A 17,292-nucleotide genomic window follows, 5' to 3' on the forward strand; every position below is an offset into this window, starting at 1 on the left:
TGAGAGTTCATGGCTACAATCCGTACGGCAATTCAAATTGAAGATCGTTTAAGTAAACCAATTAAAGTCATGCATAAAATGGTTTCCAGGATGGTCAATCAGTTGGAAGCTATGCATGCTGCTTCTAGGCAAATGATAGATACCTCTAGTGTTCAACTAGCTCAGAAAGAATTAGCTAGAGCTGCTGAGCAATTTAATAGAGTTGAAAAGGAAATTCGTAATGCTGATCATGCTCAACAAAGTTTTAGCAACAACATTAGGGATGGTACTACAGCAGTTGGTGGATTATTAACTAAAATCAAGGAGATAGCAGGGAAATATTTAGATTTTCAAGTAGTTGGGAGAGTACTCTTGTCCAATGAACATAACACCACATCTGGGTTAAATGTAATCAACAATGGTTTACAAACAACCGAGCAACCTTTAACACAAGCAATGGGAAGTGGAAACCTTCAAGGCCAGGATTTAAATAACGTATTTCAGTCTACGTCAAATGGTGTCCAAAATACTACGAATTACCTTAATGCTTTCATTGAGAAATTACGAGAAATAGCAAGTAGTGGTGAAATTTCTATGGCCAAGATAAGGAATGCTGTACTTGGTTTGGCTTTTGAGGGAATATTTGATGGGATTGTAAAAAGCGATCTTTTTAAGGAGCTCGTGCAAAATGCAGCTATTGCTATGGAGAAATTATCTTCAATTGCCTCGAGTACATTGAATTTTTTTATACCCGATGGAAGTTTAAAGGATAGTTGGTCGTTTATAGTTCCTATAATAAGTACTGTTGCAGCGGCAATGTTGGTATACGAGTCCGCTTTACTACTAGTAAAAGCAGCCGAAATAGCGAGTACGATTTGGACTGGTTTAAGAACGCTTGCAATTGGACTATTAACAGCAACTACATGGACGAGTGTGTCTGCAACATCAGCCGCAACGGCCGCAGCATGGGGCTTAAATGCAGCGATAGCAGCCAATCCAATATTTATTTTAGTAATAGCCATTGTAATTCTTATTGGTCTTTTCTATTTAGCGGTAGCCGCTTTCAATTATTTTGCTGGGACCTCGGTTAGTGCTACAGGAATAATAGCTGGGGCTTTCATGGTGTTAGGATCATGGATTTATAATAGAGTAGCCTATATGTGGAATTTGTGGGCCTCTTTTGTGGAATTCTTTGTAAATGTATGGAAAAATCCGATGTATTCGGTCAAGAAATTATTTTATAATCTAGCAACCAATATGTTAGATTTAATTATTTCAATGATTAGTGGATGGGATGGATTTGCTACAAGCTTTGTTAATGCTATTGTTGACGCAGTTAACTTTGCGATACGAGCTTGGAATTGGTTTGTGAAGCTATTACCAGAGAATATTTCATCTTCTGTAGGTTTAAAAGTGGGCACAGAGTATAGTCACCGAGAGTCCATTACAAGTGATCTAAAAGGTCTTAGAGGAGTTTTGGATAACTGGATTGGCGAAGCTCCTGATGATTATTGGGAAGCGCCGAAAATGGAATTTAAGGATCTTGGTAAGTCTTGGGATAAAGGCTACAATTGGGGAGCCAATCTATTTAAATCGGGTGAAGAAAAAAACGACAGTAATAAAGAAGATAAGATGAAAAATGACATTAATAATGCGCTAGCGTTAGGTGACAAACTCGATAAAGGTAATGAGCTAGGTAAGAAAACAGCAGACAATACCGAAAAAGCAACTGAGGGTATTAAAATAATGAATGAGGATTTAAAGTATCTCCGTGATATAGCTGAACGTGAAGCGATTAATCGTTATACAACGGCAGAAATCAAAGTAGATATGAAAAATGAAAACCGTATCAACAGTGAATTAGATATTGATGGCATTATTGATAGATTTGGTCAACGTGTTGAAGAAGTTTCAGGAATGCTAGCGGAAGGGGGTTCAATCGAAGATGTATAATTTTTTTCTAGATGGTTTACAGTTTCCTATTGCGCCTTCTGAACTAGCTCTAAAGATTAATGGTAGAAACGAAACTATGGTGTTAATGAATGAAGGAGAAGTAAATGTAATAAAGAGAACAGGGCTAACGGATATAGATATTGAGGTATTACTCCCTAACGTCAACTATCCGTTTGCTGTTTATCCGAATGGTTTTCAACCAGCTACATTTTATCTTGATAAACTAGAAAAATTAAAAATCTCTGACAAACCCTTTCAGTTTATCGTTAATCGTATGATGCCGAACGGGAACTTACTATTTGACACAAATATGACAGTATCACTTGAGGATTATGAGATTAAGGAATCAGCCGATAATGGCTTTGATGTTATTGTACGAATCCAGTTAAAACAATACAGGGAGTACGGCAATAAAAAAATCAACTTGAAGCCAGCTACAAAAGCTAATAATGCAGGAAGTACAGCAAAAACCGAATCGAAAGCTGTAGTAGAGCAGAAGCGGCCAACTACAGGCAAAGAAACCCCAAAAACACATACCGTTAAATCAGGTGAAACATTATGGGCTATTGCTAAGAAGTACTTAGGTGATGGCTCTAAATACACTGAGTTAGCAAAAATCAATAATATTAGTAATCCAAACATGATTAAAGCAGGGCAGGTGATAAAGCTTGGCTAAATCAAAACTATATATCATGAGTAAAGGGCAGCTATACGAATGCGTTGCAGAGGAAGGTATAGTGTGGGAAACAAATCGGAAAGGTACTCCAGGAAAGTTGACATTCAATGTAATTAAGGATAATATGCTCAGCTTCCACGAGGGTGATGCAGTCCGTTTCGAATATGACGGACACAAGGTTTTCTATGGTTTTGTTTTTATCAAAAAACGTTCAAATAACAGAATCATTACGGTTACTTGTTACGATCAGCTCCGCTACTTTAAAAATAAAGATACGTATAGGTATGAGAATAAAACAGCTGCTCAAGTACTTCAAATGATTGCAAAGGACTTTAAATTAAAGACAGGCACTATAGACAATACAAAATACGTTATTCCTTCTATGGTTGAGGATAATCAAGAACTGTTCACTGTCATGGATAATGCCTTGGCTGAAACGACTCTTAATACTCAAAGGCTATTTGTGCTCTATGATGACTTTGGAGCTTTGAATTTACGTGAAGCTAAGACACTTCAAACAGATTTACTGATAGATGAAGAATCAGGTGAATCATTTGAGTACACCTCATCCATTGATGAAAACACGTACAATAAAATCAAGTTAGAACGTGAGAATAAAGAGACTGGTGAACGTGATACTTACATTGTCCAAGACGATAGCAGGATAACTGAGTGGGGTGTACTTCAGTTAACAGATAAGTTCGAGGAAGGTGAAAACGGCAAAGCTAAAGCTGCAAGCATGCTCAAGTTCTATAACCGTAAATCACGAAAATTACACATCAATAAGGTGTTTGGTAATCCAATTGTGCGTGGAGGAAGTCAGGTAGCAGTGCTGTTGTATGTTGGTGACGTATCAGTAGCCAATTTCATGATGGTAGAAAGTGTTAAGCATACCTTCAAGGAATCTAATCATCGTATGGATTTAACGTTGATTGGCGGTGATTTCATTGCGTAGTATGGAGGATATTTTAAAAGAAATTCAGAAACTTGTTCTGGGCGTTCTCAATGCACAGAAGCTTGCTACGGTTATTTACGGCAATGTAATAAGTGTAGGTCCTTTAGAGGTTCAAATCGATCAAAAATTGACTTTAAAAGAAAAACAATTGAAGCTCACCCGTGCTGTTATGGATTATGAAGTAGAGATGAGTGTGAATGGTGGAGCAAAGCAGAAAGCTAAAGTCTTTAACGGCTTAATAACAGGTGACAAAGTGACGATGATTCGCGTGCATGGTGGTCAACAATATTTAATTATAGATAAAGAGGTGATTTGATGATTCCACAGGTCATAAATGATGGACTGGCATTCGATTTTGAGGAAGAAATTGAACCTTCTAATACTTTTAAAATAAATAACGAATTAGATCGCTGTTATGGCACCGTTGATGAACTAGAGGCCTTGAAACAAGCGATTTTTTTAATGCTCAATATCGAACGATACAATCATTTAATTTACAGCTGGAACACAGGCTTTGAAACTAATGATTTAATTGGGCAACCAACTGTCTATGTTGTTAGCGAAGTAAAACGACGCATCCAAGAGGCTTTACTACAGGATGATCGCATTACAGAAGTGGATACTTTTGAAGTAACAACAAATAAAAATAAAGTGCATATTCAATACACAGCACATACCATATTTGGTGAAATCACAGCAGAGAAAGAGGTGGATTATTGATGGCAGTAGCCTTTGATTTAAATACTCCCTATGAGGATTTATTAGTTCAGAAACTATCCAATGTACCAACACAGGATAAACGAGAGACATCGTTAATTTATCAGGCAACAGCAGCCAATACAGCTGAGACAGCTCAAATACTTTTTACATTGCTGAACTACGAAAACGAAATGTTCGCAGATACGGCCTCACGGGAAAATTTAGTAAGGCGTGCAGCTGAACGAGGGCTTAGTCCAACCCCTGCAACGAAAGCTATTCGAAAAGGAGTATTCAATATTGATGTTCCGTTAGGCGCACGATTTTCACAGGAAGAATACAACTACGTAGCCCTTGAAAAAATTGAAAAAGGTGTTTTTAAGATGGAGTGTGAAACAGAGGGTGAAGTTGGAAATTTCGAGATAGGGCAGCTTATACCGATTGATTACATTGCAGGTCTTGAGACGGCACAGTTAACGGACTTGTTGATTCCAGGAGAGAACGAAGAAGATACAGAGGCTTTTAGGGCACGTTACTTCAATAGCTTTGAAAGTATTTCGTTTGGTGGGAATCGCGCTGATTACAAAGAGCGAGTTGGAAACATACCTGGGGTTGGAGGTGCACGCATCTACCGAGCGAAGTATGGAGGCGGCACTGTTGGTGTTACAATCATCGATTCTACTTTTTCGAAGCCATCCAATGAATTAGTGGGGTTAGTACAACAGCTGATGGATCCGTTAGATGCGCAAGGTGATGGAGTCGGGCTTGCTCCTATTGATCATATCGTTACTATTTCGGCTGTCAATGAAACGGTAGTGAATATAGTTACAACACTAACGCTTCAATCGGGATGGTCTTTTGAAGATGTAGAGAATGCTATCCAAGAAGTAATCGATGGATACTTTGAGGAGCTTGCGGAATTTTGGGCATCGGCAGTTACTAAACAAGAAGATGAAACAGGGTTGATTATCCGAATAAGTCAAATTGAAACACGTATTCTTGGTATTAATGGAGTCATTGATATAGCTAACACTTTATTAAATGGCAAGGCAAGCAACCTTGAACTTGATAGAGAAGCAATACCGAAAAGGGGGACTATAAGTGGCTAGAAAAGTAGATATTTTAAGCTACCTCCCTCCTATCCTCCATGAAATCAAGGAACTTCAAAAGATTGCATCACTTGAAAATCCATCACTAGAGCGTATATGGGAACTGACTGAATCATTGTTAGGTAATCAATTTATCTTAACCCTAGATGAACGCGGTGCCGATCGTTATGAGAGAATGCTCGGTTTAGTTACAGGCGAATCCGAAACACTCGAAACACGTCGTTTCCGTATTTTATCAAGATATCAAGAACAAGCGCCCTATAGTTTTCCAGTTCTGAAACAGCTACTTGATAGCTTGCTAGGAGAGGGAAAATACGAGCTTACTCGCAGTACATCTGAGAAGTGGGTACGTGTAAAGCTAGAGTTAACGGTGTCTCGTGAATTTGAAATTGTCGAGGTATTACTTGAGCGAGTAACGCCTCAGAACATGTTGGTCTATGTGGAAATCAGATACATCCAACATAGTGCACTGGCGCGCTTTACACACGCTCAACTGGCTGCCTATACACATAAACAAATGAGAGAGGAAGTGTTATCGTAATGTCTACTGACACAGCTAATTATGGTTTTACAAAGGATAATGAAGATGATTTTTATAATGTAAATGTGGTTAATGCCAATCTTGATAAGATCGATACGGAAATGAAACGTATAGAGAATACAATTCCAACCCCGACTGATTCAGTTAAATGGCTTGGAACTGTTGCAGGGACAACGAATGCATTAACTGTTACACATGCAGCGATAACAAGTTATAGTGATGGCCTAGGTGTATCTTTTGCAGCTAATGCTAATAGTTCCGCAGCCACAACCTTAAATATTAATGGATTGGGTGCAATACCAATAAAAAACTCAAAGGGTACTGCAGTAAGCAATTTAAAAACAAATGGAGTATATACTGCCCGTTATCGTGCAGGGGCTTTTATCTTACAGGGTGAAGGGGGTGGATATGGTGTAGGAGAAACTATACGAGCGATGGACGTTATTAACCGATCCTATATACAAACCAACGTGCCTGTACAAAACGTGGGTTACTACGCGTATGCCGCAGGAGCAGTTGCAACAATTAACGGAGAAGAATATGCCTTTGCGCGAAGAAACTCAACACGAGATAGTCAAATGGTCTGTTGGAATACAAGAACAGGTTTTACAATGTGGCGACGTTCGGTTGCTTATGATTGGGCTACTTCTATACAGGTGGTTGGTGATCGCCTATACATTGGCTACTACGACTATGATAATGTAGCAGGTGGCGGCGTAGGACTTGAAACAATGATTGCATTAACAGGACAACGTTTAAAAATGGAAAAAGCAACAGTACCTTTAGTCAGTGCTGCAAATGCTGTATATAACATAGCCGTTACGTTTAACGGTCCAACAAAAGAAATTACAGTATTGTGCGGCTGGGGCAGTGGGACATACTATTTCCTGTGTAGATATAATCTAGATGGTACGTTTTTAGCGTCTAGCGGTGACCTTAAAGGGGTGGGCTTAGACGAATACCCGTTCTATATAGTAGGCGTAGACACCCGAACATTTGTGGCTAGTTATAACACCATCTATATGTTTGGTTCAGTCGGTTTGGGTTATGCAGGTAAAACATCTGCATTTTCAGGATCGTACGTTATAGGCGGAATCGCGCCTAACAACACTGGAGGACTATGTATGTTACACACCAGCGGCATTTTGTATAACTACACAACTTCGCTAGTGGCAGGTCCTCAGTTATCAATAGCTAGCAACGCTGTAGGGCTAACTACACAAGGTGATTGGTTAGGGGTAGTTAGTGCTATGACACTATCGTTATACAAATTTGCTGCCGATGGTAAAAGTATTTCGTCCGAAGCCGCAGCATCATACCAAAATGACTACAACACAAGTTATGTTATAAAAAGTCTGGGAGTGTCAGAAAACGCATTTGTAGTACCTACTAGAAACTCACAACTAGAACCACCTGTATTGACACGTACGTTAAAAATTTTAAGGTAGATAAAGGAGACTATAAGAATGGGCAATGTATTTTTATTTTTAGAAAACACGAATGAACCAAACAAAAAGCGCATTGCGTCATACGTCTACGTTCCAGAGTTGCTAACAGATGAGGAGCTAAAGCTAGGTATTCTAGTAGACGAAGTGCCGCAAGCTGAAACTATCCCTGGTAAACGTGCCGAGTTATTTTATAACACAGATACACAGGAACTGTTTTACAAGTATTTTGACGAAGTGTTACCGCCTACGTCATCAGAGCAATTAATTAAAGACTTGCAAAAAGAGCTAAACGCCGTAAAAGCAGAAAATAATGAATTGAAATTAGCAATAGCTGAATCAGCAGAGGCACAACAGCAAGATAAAATACAGAATCAGTTAGCTATCGCAGAATTAGTAGAGACACTAACAACTAAGGGGGTCTTATAATCATGGCTAAACTATATTGGGATTTAATTAAAATGAATTTGCGAACAGTTGACCAAGTGCCATTAATGTGGCGTGAAGCTGTAAAAGCCTTACTCAATAACGAAAACAAGTAAACGCAGCATAAGCTAGCGTTATTTTTTATGCTATGAGAGCAATCGAGATGGGCAAACGGTACATTGTACTGAACCTCGATGCTTCTCATGGCTTTTTTTACACTAAAAAAAGGGAAAAGGACGTAGATAAATGGAACAATCATTTAAATTTTTACTTAGCACAGTAGGTGGAGTAGTATCGTGGTTCGTAGGTGGATGGGGTTTATTGATGACAGTATTGTTAATATTGAATGTAATTGATTTTTTATCAGGCATGGCAGCAAATTGGGGAATGATTAACAGTAAGAGAGGTTATCAAGGCATCATCAAAAAAGGCATGATGTGGGTTTGGATCGTGGTAGCCAATCTAATTTATTTAGTGCTACAAGATCAAGGGTTTTCAATTGGACAGATTATTCCTGATGCAGTTGTATTATTGTTCATTTTGAACGAGCTTGTTAGCTTAGGAGAAAATTCAGCCAAGCTTGGGGTGGACATGCCTGCACCAGTTAAGAAAGCTTTAGAAATCTTCAATACGAAGGAGGAGAAGACAAAATGAGTACAAGTGTAACAACATGTCGTGATTTAAGGGAATTAACAGCAGCAGCACAAACAGCCTGTCGATTACTCTTTCAGGAGTGTTGTAAAGCAGGTATTGATTTTATATTCGTCACAGAAACATATCGCAGCCAAGCGCGACAAAATTATCTATATGAACAAGGAAGAACAAGACCAGGGCAAGTAGTTACCTGGACGCGTAATAGTAATCATACATCACGTAGAGCATGGGATATCGCTGTAGCACCGCCACGAAATCTATATGATATTTCTACTCTATCGAAGGTGGGAACAATAGCTAAAAAGCTAGGTATCACTTGGGGAGGCTCTTGGCCAGCAGGGCAATACGATGCACCTCATTTTGAAATTCCTACAACATGGCAAATGCCTAATGGCTATAATTTAGAAGGACAAGTAGTAGTGCCAACGAGTAGCGCTGGAAAGGTTCAGCTTATTGTAGAGGATACACTAAAACAAAAGGAGGATGATATAATGCGATTTACAAACGAGACAACTAAAGCCGCAGTACGTGACTACATTAAACAAGCAGTAGATAAAAAGCTCATTGAAAAGTCACATCTAGAAAAATTTGATGCTGGTACATTGACTGACGGTGATTTTGCAGGAATAAAAATCATTATTTCACAACGTAGTAACTAAAGTATAAAAGACCAAGATAGCTTAATTGCTTTCTTGGCCATATAACTATTTTTTATATCTGCTATACTTGTGCGACCCTCTTACTATTAGATATTTCATAGTAGAATTTCTTGTAGTAATCATAGAGTGTTGTTTCCTTCTAAGATAATTGTTTTTTTATCATACGTATCCTAGTATCGTACATAATTTTAATTAAACTATTTTTTATATCTCCCTCAAAATTAAAGGAGTTATTTGTAAGTCACCAAAATAAATTAAAAAAGGACTTTTCATTGTATACTTCATATTTGAAAAGCCGATTTTACTTAAAAACACTATGTACTATAGTAATATGAAGCTATCTTTTTCAAGTCAGATGCTTGGAAATTAGCTAAATCAATCTTGTCCATATCCGTCCTTTTAATGACCGTGGTCATTGCAGACCCAGTAGTAGGGTTACCATAATCATCTTTGAAGTGATCTTGCCAATTGATGTGGATATTACCCATATCCTCTACATCCTTTAAAATTTTAAGTAATTTAACTGTATTTTGTTGAGCATCATTTAGCTTTTTCTTTTTTGTTATGGAATCATCAATCATCAGCTTTAAATAATAGGTATCTCCCATGCTTTCAACCCTAATATCTCGATCGCGGCCATCAGTTGTAGTAGTTCCAAATAAATCAGCAGCTATCTTGGCAATACGTTCCTCTAGGGGGATACTTGTATCATTTGCAGCTTTCATATCAATAACGATGGTATCATTTTTCTCCTTTAATTCCTTTTCAGAAGTTTTCTGATCGTCACCAATCCTTGTAGTTCCAATAGCACCAATTACAATAAATGTGATGATGAAAATAAACCACCATTTTTTATAAAAAGGTTTATTCATAAATGTTGTCTCCTTACATAATTCGTTATTCTATTAAATTATATCAATAATGGAAGGTGTTGTCAGCAGTCGCTCCATATAGCTAATTGTCAAAAATTACTCATCTCAAAGAATGAGTGATTTTTTTTATTAACCTACAAATATTCCATACAAAGATGTAACCATTATGGAATTGATATCAACTAAATATTGTAAAAACTTAAGAAAAAGTTAAGAATTCTCCTTGCAAATCTTTAAGAAATGCTCTTTATAGTTAGAACCATCAACAATGTAAGCAAAGCGAGGAGAAAACGACATGCAACTCATTACCTTCCTAACTGAATTTATCAAACATCCGAAAACAATTGGAGCAATATCACCTAGCTCCAAAAAGTTGGCTCATAAAATGGTACAACCCATTTGCTTTGAAACGGCTCAATGCATTGTCGAGCTTGGACCAGGGATGGGTTCCTTTACTACAGAGCTTGTGAAAAGAAAGCAGCCAGCTACATTGCTTATTCTCATTGAACATAATGCGATTTTTTGTGAAAAGCTACGTCATCAATTTGCACATGAAGCCAATGTTGTGGTAGTCAATGGCTCAGCAGAAAACTTAAGGCAGTTTATGGACGAACTCCATATAGAAAAAATTGATTATGTCATTTCTGGGCTGCCATTTACCTCTTTAAAGTCTGATGTATCATGTTGTATTTTAAGCAATGTGAAGGATTGTTTACACAATGGAAAATTTATAACATTCCAATATTCACTTGTGAAAAAAGCATTCTTTCAAACATATTTTGAAGATATTTCTCATGAAAAAGTATGGATGAATATGCCGCCAGCATATGTACTAAGCTGTAAACTTGGTCATACGAGGGCTAGTTAATGGAGCTACAGGATCTTTTAGGATTCATTGAACAATATGGCTATTTTGCTTTGTTTTTTAGTTTATGGTTAGGCATTATAGGGATGCCGCTACCAGATGAGATGATTGTGATGAGTGGTGGCTTTTTATCTTCGTTAGAAAAAATGGTTGTATGGAAATCCTTTTTACTGACCTATTTAGGTGTTGTTTCGGGGCTTTCACTAGGGTATTTCCTTGGTAAAATCTTTGGACATCGAGTGCTCGACAAACTTATCAAAAAGAACAAGGCAAAATACCTTGTAAAATCAAAGGAATTACTAAATAAATATGGTCGCTTTGCATTAGTTCTGAGCTATTTTATTCCGATTGTTCGACATATCCTACCGTACTTGGTGGGGATGAATAATATGCCCTTTAAAACGTATGCCTTGTTTTCCTATACAACAGGCTTTGTTTGGACATTGATGTATTTTACACTTGGTTTATTATTTGGCAGTCAAATGGAAGTTATTTCGATGCTGGCTATTAAATATGGTATTTATTTTGGAATTTTCAGCGTAATCATCAGCAGTTTTTATTATTTTTATATACGAAAATTAAAAAAATAGTTAAAATGAGGAAACGTTATAATGGACAAATATTTGATTATTGGTGGGGTTAGATGAGTAAAGAAACCATTTTAATTGTAGATGATGAAAAAGAGATAAGAAATCTTATCGCTATTTATTTAAAAAATGAAGGCTATCATGTGCTAGAGGCTTGTGATGGGGATGAAGGCTTACAGCTATTAAAGAAGCATCAGGTGCACTTAATTGTATTGGATTTAATGATGCCTAAAGTGGATGGTACTGAAATGTGTATGAAGGTAAGAGAAATTGCGGAAATGCCTATTATTATGCTGACAGCAAAATCTCAGGATATGGACAAGATTGTTGGCTTAACAATAGGCGCTGATGACTATGTGACAAAGCCCTTTAATCCGTTAGAGTTACTTGCCCGCATTAAATCACAGCTTCGTCGCTATCTGAAAATGAATGGCATGAATAGCAGCAATAGTGAAGAGCTGGAAATCGGTGATTTACGTATTAATACTGCAACACATGAGGTTTTTGTCAATAATGAAAAAGTCAAGTTAACACCAAGAGAGTTTGCGATTTTAGAATTGCTTGTCCGTAATCCAGGCATCGTGATGAGTGCAGAGCAAATTTATGAAAGGGTTTGGAAAGAGGAGGCTTTTCAATCAGAAAATACAGTGATGGTCCATATACGTAAAATTCGAGAGCGAATTGAAACAAATCCAAGAAATCCTCAATATATCAAAACAGTATGGGGAGTAGGATATAAAGTTGAAAAAGATCTTTAGGTTTTTATGTAAGCTCATAGGGCTCTTCAAACAAATCGGTACGAAGATAAAAAACAATATTCAGCGTAGCATTCGAATTCAACTATTTACAACGTTTATCTTATGTGCGCTGGGCAGCTTTTTGGTGTCACGTGCAGTCCTCCCATTGTTTGAGAATATCAATGAGACCGTGATGGTGGATTATAGTGCCAGTATGCAGATGATGTATTATAAGGCACAAGATACAGCAGAATTAGCGATCCAAGAAAATAGTGTTAATGTGTTAAAGCAATGGATTGACCAAGAAAATGACAAGGTGGACAGTGACCAGAATGCTTTACAAATTATTGTGACAGATGAGGGCGGGAAGATTTTATATAAAACCAAGCAGGTCAAAGAGCAAGAAATTGCTCTGCATGAAGAAATAAGAAATGTCATGGATTTTGCAATCAATCAACCGTTTAACCATACGTATCCAGGTGCGATAGAAACATCACGAGAGGCATTTACCACGTTAGTGCCGCTAACCCTGCAAGATAAAAATTATTATTTCTTCGTGAGTGGGCTTCCACAAGGTGAAGCGATAACTAGTACAAGTGAAGGGCCCATACCTTTTTTCATTGGGGTTATTTTGTTTATCGTATCTTTTTTCTATAGTACCAAGCGTAAAATGAATCAAATTGAGGCATTGGCAGAGGGGGTTATGGTCATCGCAAAAGGAAATTTAGCTTATCGTATTGAGAAAAAAGGACAAGATGAAATTGCATTACTAACCGATAATATTAACCAAATGGCGGAAGAAATTATGACAAGCATCGAAATGGAGCGAAAAATCGAGCAACAAAAAAATGAGCTTATTACAAATGTTTCACATGACCTGAGAACACCTCTTACGTCTATTATGGGTTATTTACGTTTATTAAGCGAAGAGAAGTATGAGACGAAAGAGCAGTATGACGAATATTTGAAAATAGCTTTTTCTAAATCTGAGCAATTGAAAAATTTAATTGATGATTTATTTGAGTATACCAAGCTAACGAATGATAAAAATACAATAGTACGACAACAGGTTTGTGTGAATGAGCTACTCGATCAACTAATGGAGGAATTAGTGCCCTTAGCAGAGGAAAAACAACGTATTTTTATGAAACACTTTTCTGAAGAAAAAATTTTTGCGGCGCTTGATTCGGAAAAAATTGTTCGTGTGTTTGATAATTTACTCATTAATGCTATTAATTATAGCGCTGATGATGGAAAAATTATGGTTTCTCTTGAAGGGCAAGACGATCATGTGCGTATCTGCGTGGCAAATCAAAGTGATGCCTTTACAACGGAGGAGCTTGATAGTTTATTCGAGAGATTTTATAAAAAGGATCAAGCGAGAACAAATGTTACAGAAGGTTCGGGACTTGGATTAGCGATTGCCAAAAGCATCGTAGAGCTTCATGGAGGAACGATTCACGCTAAATATAAAAACGAGACATTGTACTTTATTATTACATTGCCATTAGCAGCTTCATAAGTTCAATTGCAGTGGAAGAATGTAAATAGCATGTTGTCTGTGTTTATGATGACCTAGCATTTCCTGCATGGTTGCTAGGAGAGCTGTGTCCTTGATGAAGAGTTGAATTTCTGTTTGCTTGTATTGTTTTTGAAAGTCAAAAATATAGTCTGTAATGATTTGTAAGTTATAGTGGTTTTGAATCTCTACCTCGACGAAAAACGGCAGTGTTAACTCTGGCAGTTTTGTGCTCCCTCCACGACGAATCCAGACCGCTTCCTGCACATAGTAGCGGATAGGTAATTGTCGATTACTAGCGATAAAAATATCCATAAAAAGCTCCCTTCAGTATGTAATTACAGCCTAAAGGAAATGTATTCAGTCGTCAAAAGAAAACATAAGCTGCTCAGCCAAGGATTATGTGCTGAACAGCTTTTTAGTAGAAGGTGGATAGTAAAGGATAGCGTTACTAAAGTGGTGGATAGCGTTATCAAAGTGATGGATAGCAATACCAAAGTGATAGAAAGCATTTCAAAACTTTTGGCTAGTATTCTCGCAACGTTGGTAAGCATCAAGAGATTCTAAAAAATACTGTATTATAGGAGACTGTACATCATCCTTACGATAAATAAACCACGTAGGAATTTGTGCTTGCTTGTTCGTGATCGCATGCAGTGCCAATGCTTGTGTGGCACTATATTTTTCCGCGATGGCACGAGGAAGTAAGGTAAAACCTAATCCCGCAGCAACACAGCCTAAGATTCCATCAAGTGTTCCAAACTCCATTCGATTTTGTGGGCGTACACCATCCTCATGTAACCAATGATCTAAAATAGCCCGATAGGAACAGCCATGACGGAATGTAATTACAGTGCTACTCGCTAAATCTCGCAGCTGCTTAATTGGTTTATGCTTGCTAGATGTGACAATAACAAGCTCCTCGTAGACAAACTCCTTTACCAATAGATTTTCTTTATAAACAGGTCCAGTGACAAATGCACCATCTAATTCATAATTTTCTAACCGGTCAATATTATCCTGTGAAGGGCTTGTCAAAATGGTAATATCCACCTGTTCATGAGCTTGATGAAATATGGTTAATAACGCTGGTAAGTGTAGTGCTGCAGTCGTTTCCATTGATCCAATTCGTAATACACCTTTTGGTTCTCCTGTATCCTGAACAATCTCAAAGGATTTTTCATAGAGGTGAAGCATTTTTAAGACTAGCTCGTAAAATTGTTCTCCTTTCGGTGTAAGCTGTATTCCACGATGTCCACGATAAAAAAATGTTGTGCTATACAGCGTCTCAAGACTTTGAATTTTCATAGAGATGTTGGATTGCGTGTAATTAAGTGCTGTGGCAGCTTTAGAAAAACTACCTGTTTGGACGACTGTCCGAAAGATCGTTAAATCATTAATATTCATAGATCCTCCAACTATCAGTTTTTTTGATACCTATTATAACGAATTGAGTCTATTTGTGATATCTGGATATTTGTTATAGTAAATTGGAAGGAGTGATTCTATGCACAAGCAAACGATTCAATATGTAATTGGTGGGATTTTTACATTGGTAATCGCCATGGGCATCGCTCGTTTCTCCTATACAGTTATTTTACCGTATATGCAAGAAACATTTGAATTTAGCCGTGCAACAGCAGGATATTTAGCCACAAGCAATTATTTAGGCTATTTAGTAGGAGCATTGGTGGCAGGGCGTTTACCTATAGCAAATAAACGCATTCCTTTTTTACAGCTAGCACTCGTTATTAGCATTTTAACTACTGCCTTCATGGGCATTACGAATGCAATCCTTATATGGTACATACTGCGGTTTATCTCAGGTGTAATGAGTGCCTTTATTTTTGTCGTCATTGCGAGCCTTGTCCTTGATCAGTTAGCTAGCAGTCGTAACATGCATCTATCAGGACTTTTCTATAGTGGGGTAGGGACAGGTATTGCTTTAAGTGCCATCATTGTTTCACCAATACATGCCATTTTTCAATGGAATGGAACTTGGATTGCTTTAGCTCTGTTTTGTGTCGTATTGTTTGTGCTGATTATAAGATTCATCAAACCGATCCCACCGTATGAACAACACTTAGTAAGTCAAGCCATTGCGCCTCAGAAAGCTCCACCGAAGACGTGGCTAAAATGGTTAATCATAGCTTATAGCCTTGAGGGGCTTGGCTATATTGTCACAGGTACCTTTATTGTGTCGATTGCACAGGAGTCAACAAGCTTTCATGGAGATGCAGCTTTTGTATGGTTTGTAGTGGGCGTTGCGGCGATTCCTTCATGTATTGTATGGTCGAAGCTAGCACAGCATTATGGCTATGTAAGAACATTACTGATCTCTATGCTATTGCAAGCATTTGGTATCGTGTTACCTGCATTTACAACGAATACGCTTACCCTTTATGCCAGTGCCTTTACTTTTGGTGCAACCTTTATGGGCATTACAACAGTTGGCACAACATTAGCAAGACATATTGTACCGATAAACAGTCATCAAATTATAGGCTATTTAACTGCTGGTTATGCATTTGGCCAAATGATTGGCCCATCCATAGCAGGGACAATGGCGAATATGACGAATAGCTATCAGTATGCATTGATAGGCGCTGCAGCCGTAGTAGTGCTTGGGGCTCTATGTTTAATTGGTGGAGTAAAATATGATAGGACGACTGCTCCCATAAGTGAATAAAAAAAGTAAGTAAGACCTATCTGTGTCTTACTTACTTTTACATTAATGGATATCTCGTTTCTTAAAGTTCCCACCACGAACTTCTGAAACATCAGAAATGACAACAAAAGCACCTTCATCGATATCCTTTATAATTGAAACTAATTTATTTTCTTCCATACGGTTAATGACACAGTTTAAAATTTCCGTTGGTTCGTTAGAGAAACCACCACGTCCATGTGTATAAGTAACACCACGTCCTAGACGAGCTTGGATCGCGTCCCCAATTTCCTCAGATTTTGCACTAACCACACGAACTTCTTTTGATTTCTCTAAACCAACTTGGATAATATCAATAACATTTTTTGCAATATAATATGTTAAAGCTGAGTATAAAGCACTCTCTAAGCCAAAGATAAAGCTTGCCCCTAAGAAAATAAAGGCGTTGATAAATAAGATAATATCGCCGACTGAAAATGGAATTTTACGTGATAATAGTACAGCTAAAACTTCAGAACCATCTAAAGCACCACCGTTACGTAATACAATCCCGATACCCACACCGAGCAGCATACCACCAGATAAGACAATCAGTAAGGGATCATTTGGGCCTAAAATGGTTTTAACATCATGTAAAAGCACCGTAGAAATGGATAATGCTGCGATACCAGCACTACTCATTAATGCAAAGGTTTTTCCAACTTGCTTATAACCGATATAAATGAACGGAATATTTAAGACAAAGAGCAGTATGCCTAACGGGATTCCGAAGAGGTGAGCCCCCATAATACTTAGACCCGTTACACCGCCGTCAATGACAGCATTTGGAATTAATACAGCTTCTAGTCCATAAGCGGCAATCACTGCTCCAATAATAATCATAATTAATTTTCGTATATTTTCTAGTGACTTTCCTTTTTTCATAAATCTTCTCCATTTCTTTACGTCAAT

At 37.7% G+C, this 17,292-nt stretch carries 21 protein-coding genes; 17 read left to right on the forward strand and 4 right to left on the reverse strand.

Annotated features, from left to right (window positions below; translation table 11 throughout):
- Positions 1-9 precede the first annotated feature (9 nt).
- From NV349_RS06370 to NV349_RS06425, 12 genes are all read left to right on the forward strand, one after another.
- Positions 10-1,932 carry a hypothetical protein gene (locus tag NV349_RS06370; RefSeq protein WP_036127644.1) on the forward strand — a complete coding sequence of 641 codons (1,923 nt, stop codon included), beginning with the start codon at positions 10-12 and terminating at the stop codon, positions 1,930-1,932.
- Positions 1,925-2,608 (forward strand): LysM peptidoglycan-binding domain-containing protein, encoded by a 684-nt coding sequence (locus NV349_RS06375; RefSeq protein WP_089932105.1) that lies wholly within the window; start codon positions 1,925-1,927, stop codon positions 2,606-2,608. The genes NV349_RS06370 and NV349_RS06375 overlap by 8 nt, the downstream gene beginning before the upstream one ends.
- Complete coding sequence (locus tag NV349_RS06380) at positions 2,601-3,563, forward strand: XkdQ/YqbQ family protein (RefSeq protein ID WP_244504803.1); 963 nt, start codon at positions 2,601-2,603, stop codon at positions 3,561-3,563. Before NV349_RS06375 ends, NV349_RS06380 begins: the two co-directional genes overlap by 8 nt.
- A gap of 1 nt (position 3,564) precedes the next feature.
- Positions 3,565-3,879 (forward strand): DUF2577 domain-containing protein, encoded by a 315-nt coding sequence (locus NV349_RS06385; RefSeq protein WP_036127387.1) that lies wholly within the window; start codon positions 3,565-3,567, stop codon positions 3,877-3,879.
- Positions 3,879-4,283 (forward strand): DUF2634 domain-containing protein, encoded by a 405-nt coding sequence (locus tag NV349_RS06390; protein WP_271912631.1) that lies wholly within the window; start codon positions 3,879-3,881, stop codon positions 4,281-4,283. Before NV349_RS06385 ends, NV349_RS06390 begins: the two co-directional genes overlap by 1 nt.
- The gene (locus NV349_RS06395; protein ID WP_271912632.1) at positions 4,283-5,368 is read left to right on the forward strand and encodes a baseplate J/gp47 family protein; all 1,086 of its coding nucleotides are present in this window, start codon (positions 4,283-4,285) and stop codon (positions 5,366-5,368) included. Before NV349_RS06390 ends, NV349_RS06395 begins: the two co-directional genes overlap by 1 nt.
- On the forward strand, positions 5,361-5,909 hold the full coding sequence (locus NV349_RS06400; protein WP_271912633.1) for a putative phage tail protein: 549 nt from the start codon (positions 5,361-5,363) through the stop codon (positions 5,907-5,909). Before NV349_RS06395 ends, NV349_RS06400 begins: the two co-directional genes overlap by 8 nt.
- Positions 5,909-7,357, forward strand: a complete 1,449-nt coding sequence (locus tag NV349_RS06405; protein ID WP_271912635.1) for a hypothetical protein — start codon at positions 5,909-5,911, stop codon at positions 7,355-7,357. Before NV349_RS06400 ends, NV349_RS06405 begins: the two co-directional genes overlap by 1 nt.
- Positions 7,358-7,375: 18 nt before the next feature.
- Positions 7,376-7,783, forward strand: a complete 408-nt coding sequence (locus NV349_RS06410) for a hypothetical protein (RefSeq protein ID WP_271912636.1) — start codon at positions 7,376-7,378, stop codon at positions 7,781-7,783.
- 2 nt (positions 7,784-7,785) lie between these two features.
- Positions 7,786-7,896, forward strand: a complete 111-nt coding sequence (locus tag NV349_RS06415; protein ID WP_271912638.1) for a CD1375 family protein — start codon at positions 7,786-7,788, stop codon at positions 7,894-7,896.
- Between the two features lie 130 nt (positions 7,897-8,026).
- Positions 8,027-8,434: a phage holin family protein gene (locus NV349_RS06420; RefSeq protein WP_271912639.1), complete on the forward strand. Its 408-nt coding sequence runs from the start codon at positions 8,027-8,029 to the stop codon at positions 8,432-8,434.
- Entirely contained in the window at positions 8,431-9,093 is a 663-nt protein-coding gene (locus NV349_RS06425) for a M15 family metallopeptidase (RefSeq protein WP_058843310.1), read from the forward strand. Before NV349_RS06420 ends, NV349_RS06425 begins: the two co-directional genes overlap by 4 nt.
- Before the next feature lie 314 nt (positions 9,094-9,407).
- Here NV349_RS06425 and NV349_RS06430 read toward each other — a convergent pair whose 3' ends face one another.
- Positions 9,408-9,965, reverse strand: coding sequence for a hypothetical protein (locus NV349_RS06430; RefSeq protein ID WP_271912641.1), 558 nt, complete (start codon positions 9,963-9,965; stop codon positions 9,408-9,410).
- Between the two features lie 295 nt (positions 9,966-10,260).
- On the opposite strand from NV349_RS06430, the gene NV349_RS06435 reads away from it, so the two are divergent.
- From NV349_RS06435 to NV349_RS06450, 4 genes are read left to right on the forward strand one after another with little or no spacing between them, the layout of a single operon-like run.
- Positions 10,261-10,833 carry a class I SAM-dependent methyltransferase gene (locus NV349_RS06435; RefSeq protein WP_089932113.1) on the forward strand — a complete coding sequence of 191 codons (573 nt, stop codon included), beginning with the start codon at positions 10,261-10,263 and terminating at the stop codon, positions 10,831-10,833.
- Positions 10,833-11,420 carry a DedA family protein gene (locus NV349_RS06440; RefSeq protein WP_271912642.1) on the forward strand — a complete coding sequence of 196 codons (588 nt, stop codon included), beginning with the start codon at positions 10,833-10,835 and terminating at the stop codon, positions 11,418-11,420. Before NV349_RS06435 ends, NV349_RS06440 begins: the two co-directional genes overlap by 1 nt.
- Before the next feature lie 53 nt (positions 11,421-11,473).
- A complete protein-coding gene (locus tag NV349_RS06445) occupies positions 11,474-12,175 on the forward strand; it encodes a response regulator transcription factor (RefSeq protein ID WP_271912643.1) in 702 nt (233 codons plus the stop codon).
- A complete protein-coding gene (locus NV349_RS06450) occupies positions 12,159-13,676 on the forward strand; it encodes a sensor histidine kinase (protein ID WP_442916417.1) in 1,518 nt (505 codons plus the stop codon). Before NV349_RS06445 ends, NV349_RS06450 begins: the two co-directional genes overlap by 17 nt.
- On the opposite strand, the gene NV349_RS06455 is transcribed toward NV349_RS06450, so the two are convergent.
- Together NV349_RS06455 and NV349_RS06460 are read right to left on the reverse strand one after the other, a co-directional pair.
- A complete protein-coding gene (locus NV349_RS06455; protein ID WP_036127276.1) occupies positions 13,671-13,988 on the reverse strand; it encodes a hypothetical protein in 318 nt (105 codons plus the stop codon). The genes NV349_RS06450 and NV349_RS06455 overlap by 6 nt on opposite strands.
- Before the next feature lie 198 nt (positions 13,989-14,186).
- Positions 14,187-15,080, reverse strand: coding sequence for a LysR family transcriptional regulator (locus NV349_RS06460; RefSeq protein ID WP_271912645.1), 894 nt, complete (start codon positions 15,078-15,080; stop codon positions 14,187-14,189).
- 100 nt (positions 15,081-15,180) lie between these two features.
- Here NV349_RS06460 and NV349_RS06465 point away from each other — a divergent pair, with 100 nt between their 5' ends.
- A complete protein-coding gene (locus tag NV349_RS06465) occupies positions 15,181-16,362 on the forward strand; it encodes a YbfB/YjiJ family MFS transporter (RefSeq protein WP_271912647.1) in 1,182 nt (393 codons plus the stop codon).
- A gap of 42 nt (positions 16,363-16,404) precedes the next feature.
- On the opposite strand, the gene NV349_RS06470 is transcribed toward NV349_RS06465, so the two are convergent.
- Positions 16,405-17,265: a YitT family protein gene (locus tag NV349_RS06470; RefSeq protein ID WP_036127272.1), complete on the reverse strand. Its 861-nt coding sequence runs from the start codon at positions 17,263-17,265 to the stop codon at positions 16,405-16,407.
- Between the last annotated feature and the right edge of the window lie 27 nt (positions 17,266-17,292).

The sequence above is a fragment of the Lysinibacillus sp. OF-1 genome (assembly GCF_028356935.1).
GTDB classification, from domain to species: Bacteria; Bacillota; Bacilli; order Bacillales_A; family Planococcaceae; genus Lysinibacillus; species Lysinibacillus fusiformis_D.

Coding starts and splice junctions, on each gene's coding strand:
- NV349_RS06440 (WP_271912642.1), top strand. CDS start 10,833: ATGGAGCTACAGGATCTTTTAGGATTCATTGAACAATATGGCTATTTT.
- NV349_RS06405 (WP_271912635.1), top strand. CDS start 5,909: ATGTCTACTGACACAGCTAATTATGGTTTTACAAAGGATAATGAAGAT.
- NV349_RS06375 (WP_089932105.1), top strand. CDS start 1,925: ATGTATAATTTTTTTCTAGATGGTTTACAGTTTCCTATTGCGCCTTCT.
- NV349_RS06395 (WP_271912632.1), top strand. CDS start 4,283: ATGGCAGTAGCCTTTGATTTAAATACTCCCTATGAGGATTTATTAGTT.
- NV349_RS06445 (WP_271912643.1), top strand. CDS start 11,474: ATGAGTAAAGAAACCATTTTAATTGTAGATGATGAAAAAGAGATAAGA.
- NV349_RS06470 (WP_036127272.1), bottom strand. CDS start 17,265: ATGAAAAAAGGAAAGTCACTAGAAAATATACGAAAATTAATTATGATT.
- NV349_RS06390 (WP_271912631.1), top strand. CDS start 3,879: ATGATTCCACAGGTCATAAATGATGGACTGGCATTCGATTTTGAGGAA.
- NV349_RS06465 (WP_271912647.1), top strand. CDS start 15,181: ATGCACAAGCAAACGATTCAATATGTAATTGGTGGGATTTTTACATTG.
- NV349_RS06435 (WP_089932113.1), top strand. CDS start 10,261: ATGCAACTCATTACCTTCCTAACTGAATTTATCAAACATCCGAAAACA.
- NV349_RS06410 (WP_271912636.1), top strand. CDS start 7,376: ATGGGCAATGTATTTTTATTTTTAGAAAACACGAATGAACCAAACAAA.
- NV349_RS06425 (WP_058843310.1), top strand. CDS start 8,431: ATGAGTACAAGTGTAACAACATGTCGTGATTTAAGGGAATTAACAGCA.
- NV349_RS06460 (WP_271912645.1), bottom strand. CDS start 15,080: ATGAATATTAATGATTTAACGATCTTTCGGACAGTCGTCCAAACAGGT.
- NV349_RS06420 (WP_271912639.1), top strand. CDS start 8,027: ATGGAACAATCATTTAAATTTTTACTTAGCACAGTAGGTGGAGTAGTA.
- NV349_RS06415 (WP_271912638.1), top strand. CDS start 7,786: ATGGCTAAACTATATTGGGATTTAATTAAAATGAATTTGCGAACAGTT.
- NV349_RS06370 (WP_036127644.1), top strand. CDS start 10: ATGGCTACAATCCGTACGGCAATTCAAATTGAAGATCGTTTAAGTAAA.
- NV349_RS06455 (WP_036127276.1), bottom strand. CDS start 13,988: ATGGATATTTTTATCGCTAGTAATCGACAATTACCTATCCGCTACTAT.
- NV349_RS06430 (WP_271912641.1), bottom strand. CDS start 9,965: ATGAATAAACCTTTTTATAAAAAATGGTGGTTTATTTTCATCATCACA.
- NV349_RS06385 (WP_036127387.1), top strand. CDS start 3,565: ATGGAGGATATTTTAAAAGAAATTCAGAAACTTGTTCTGGGCGTTCTC.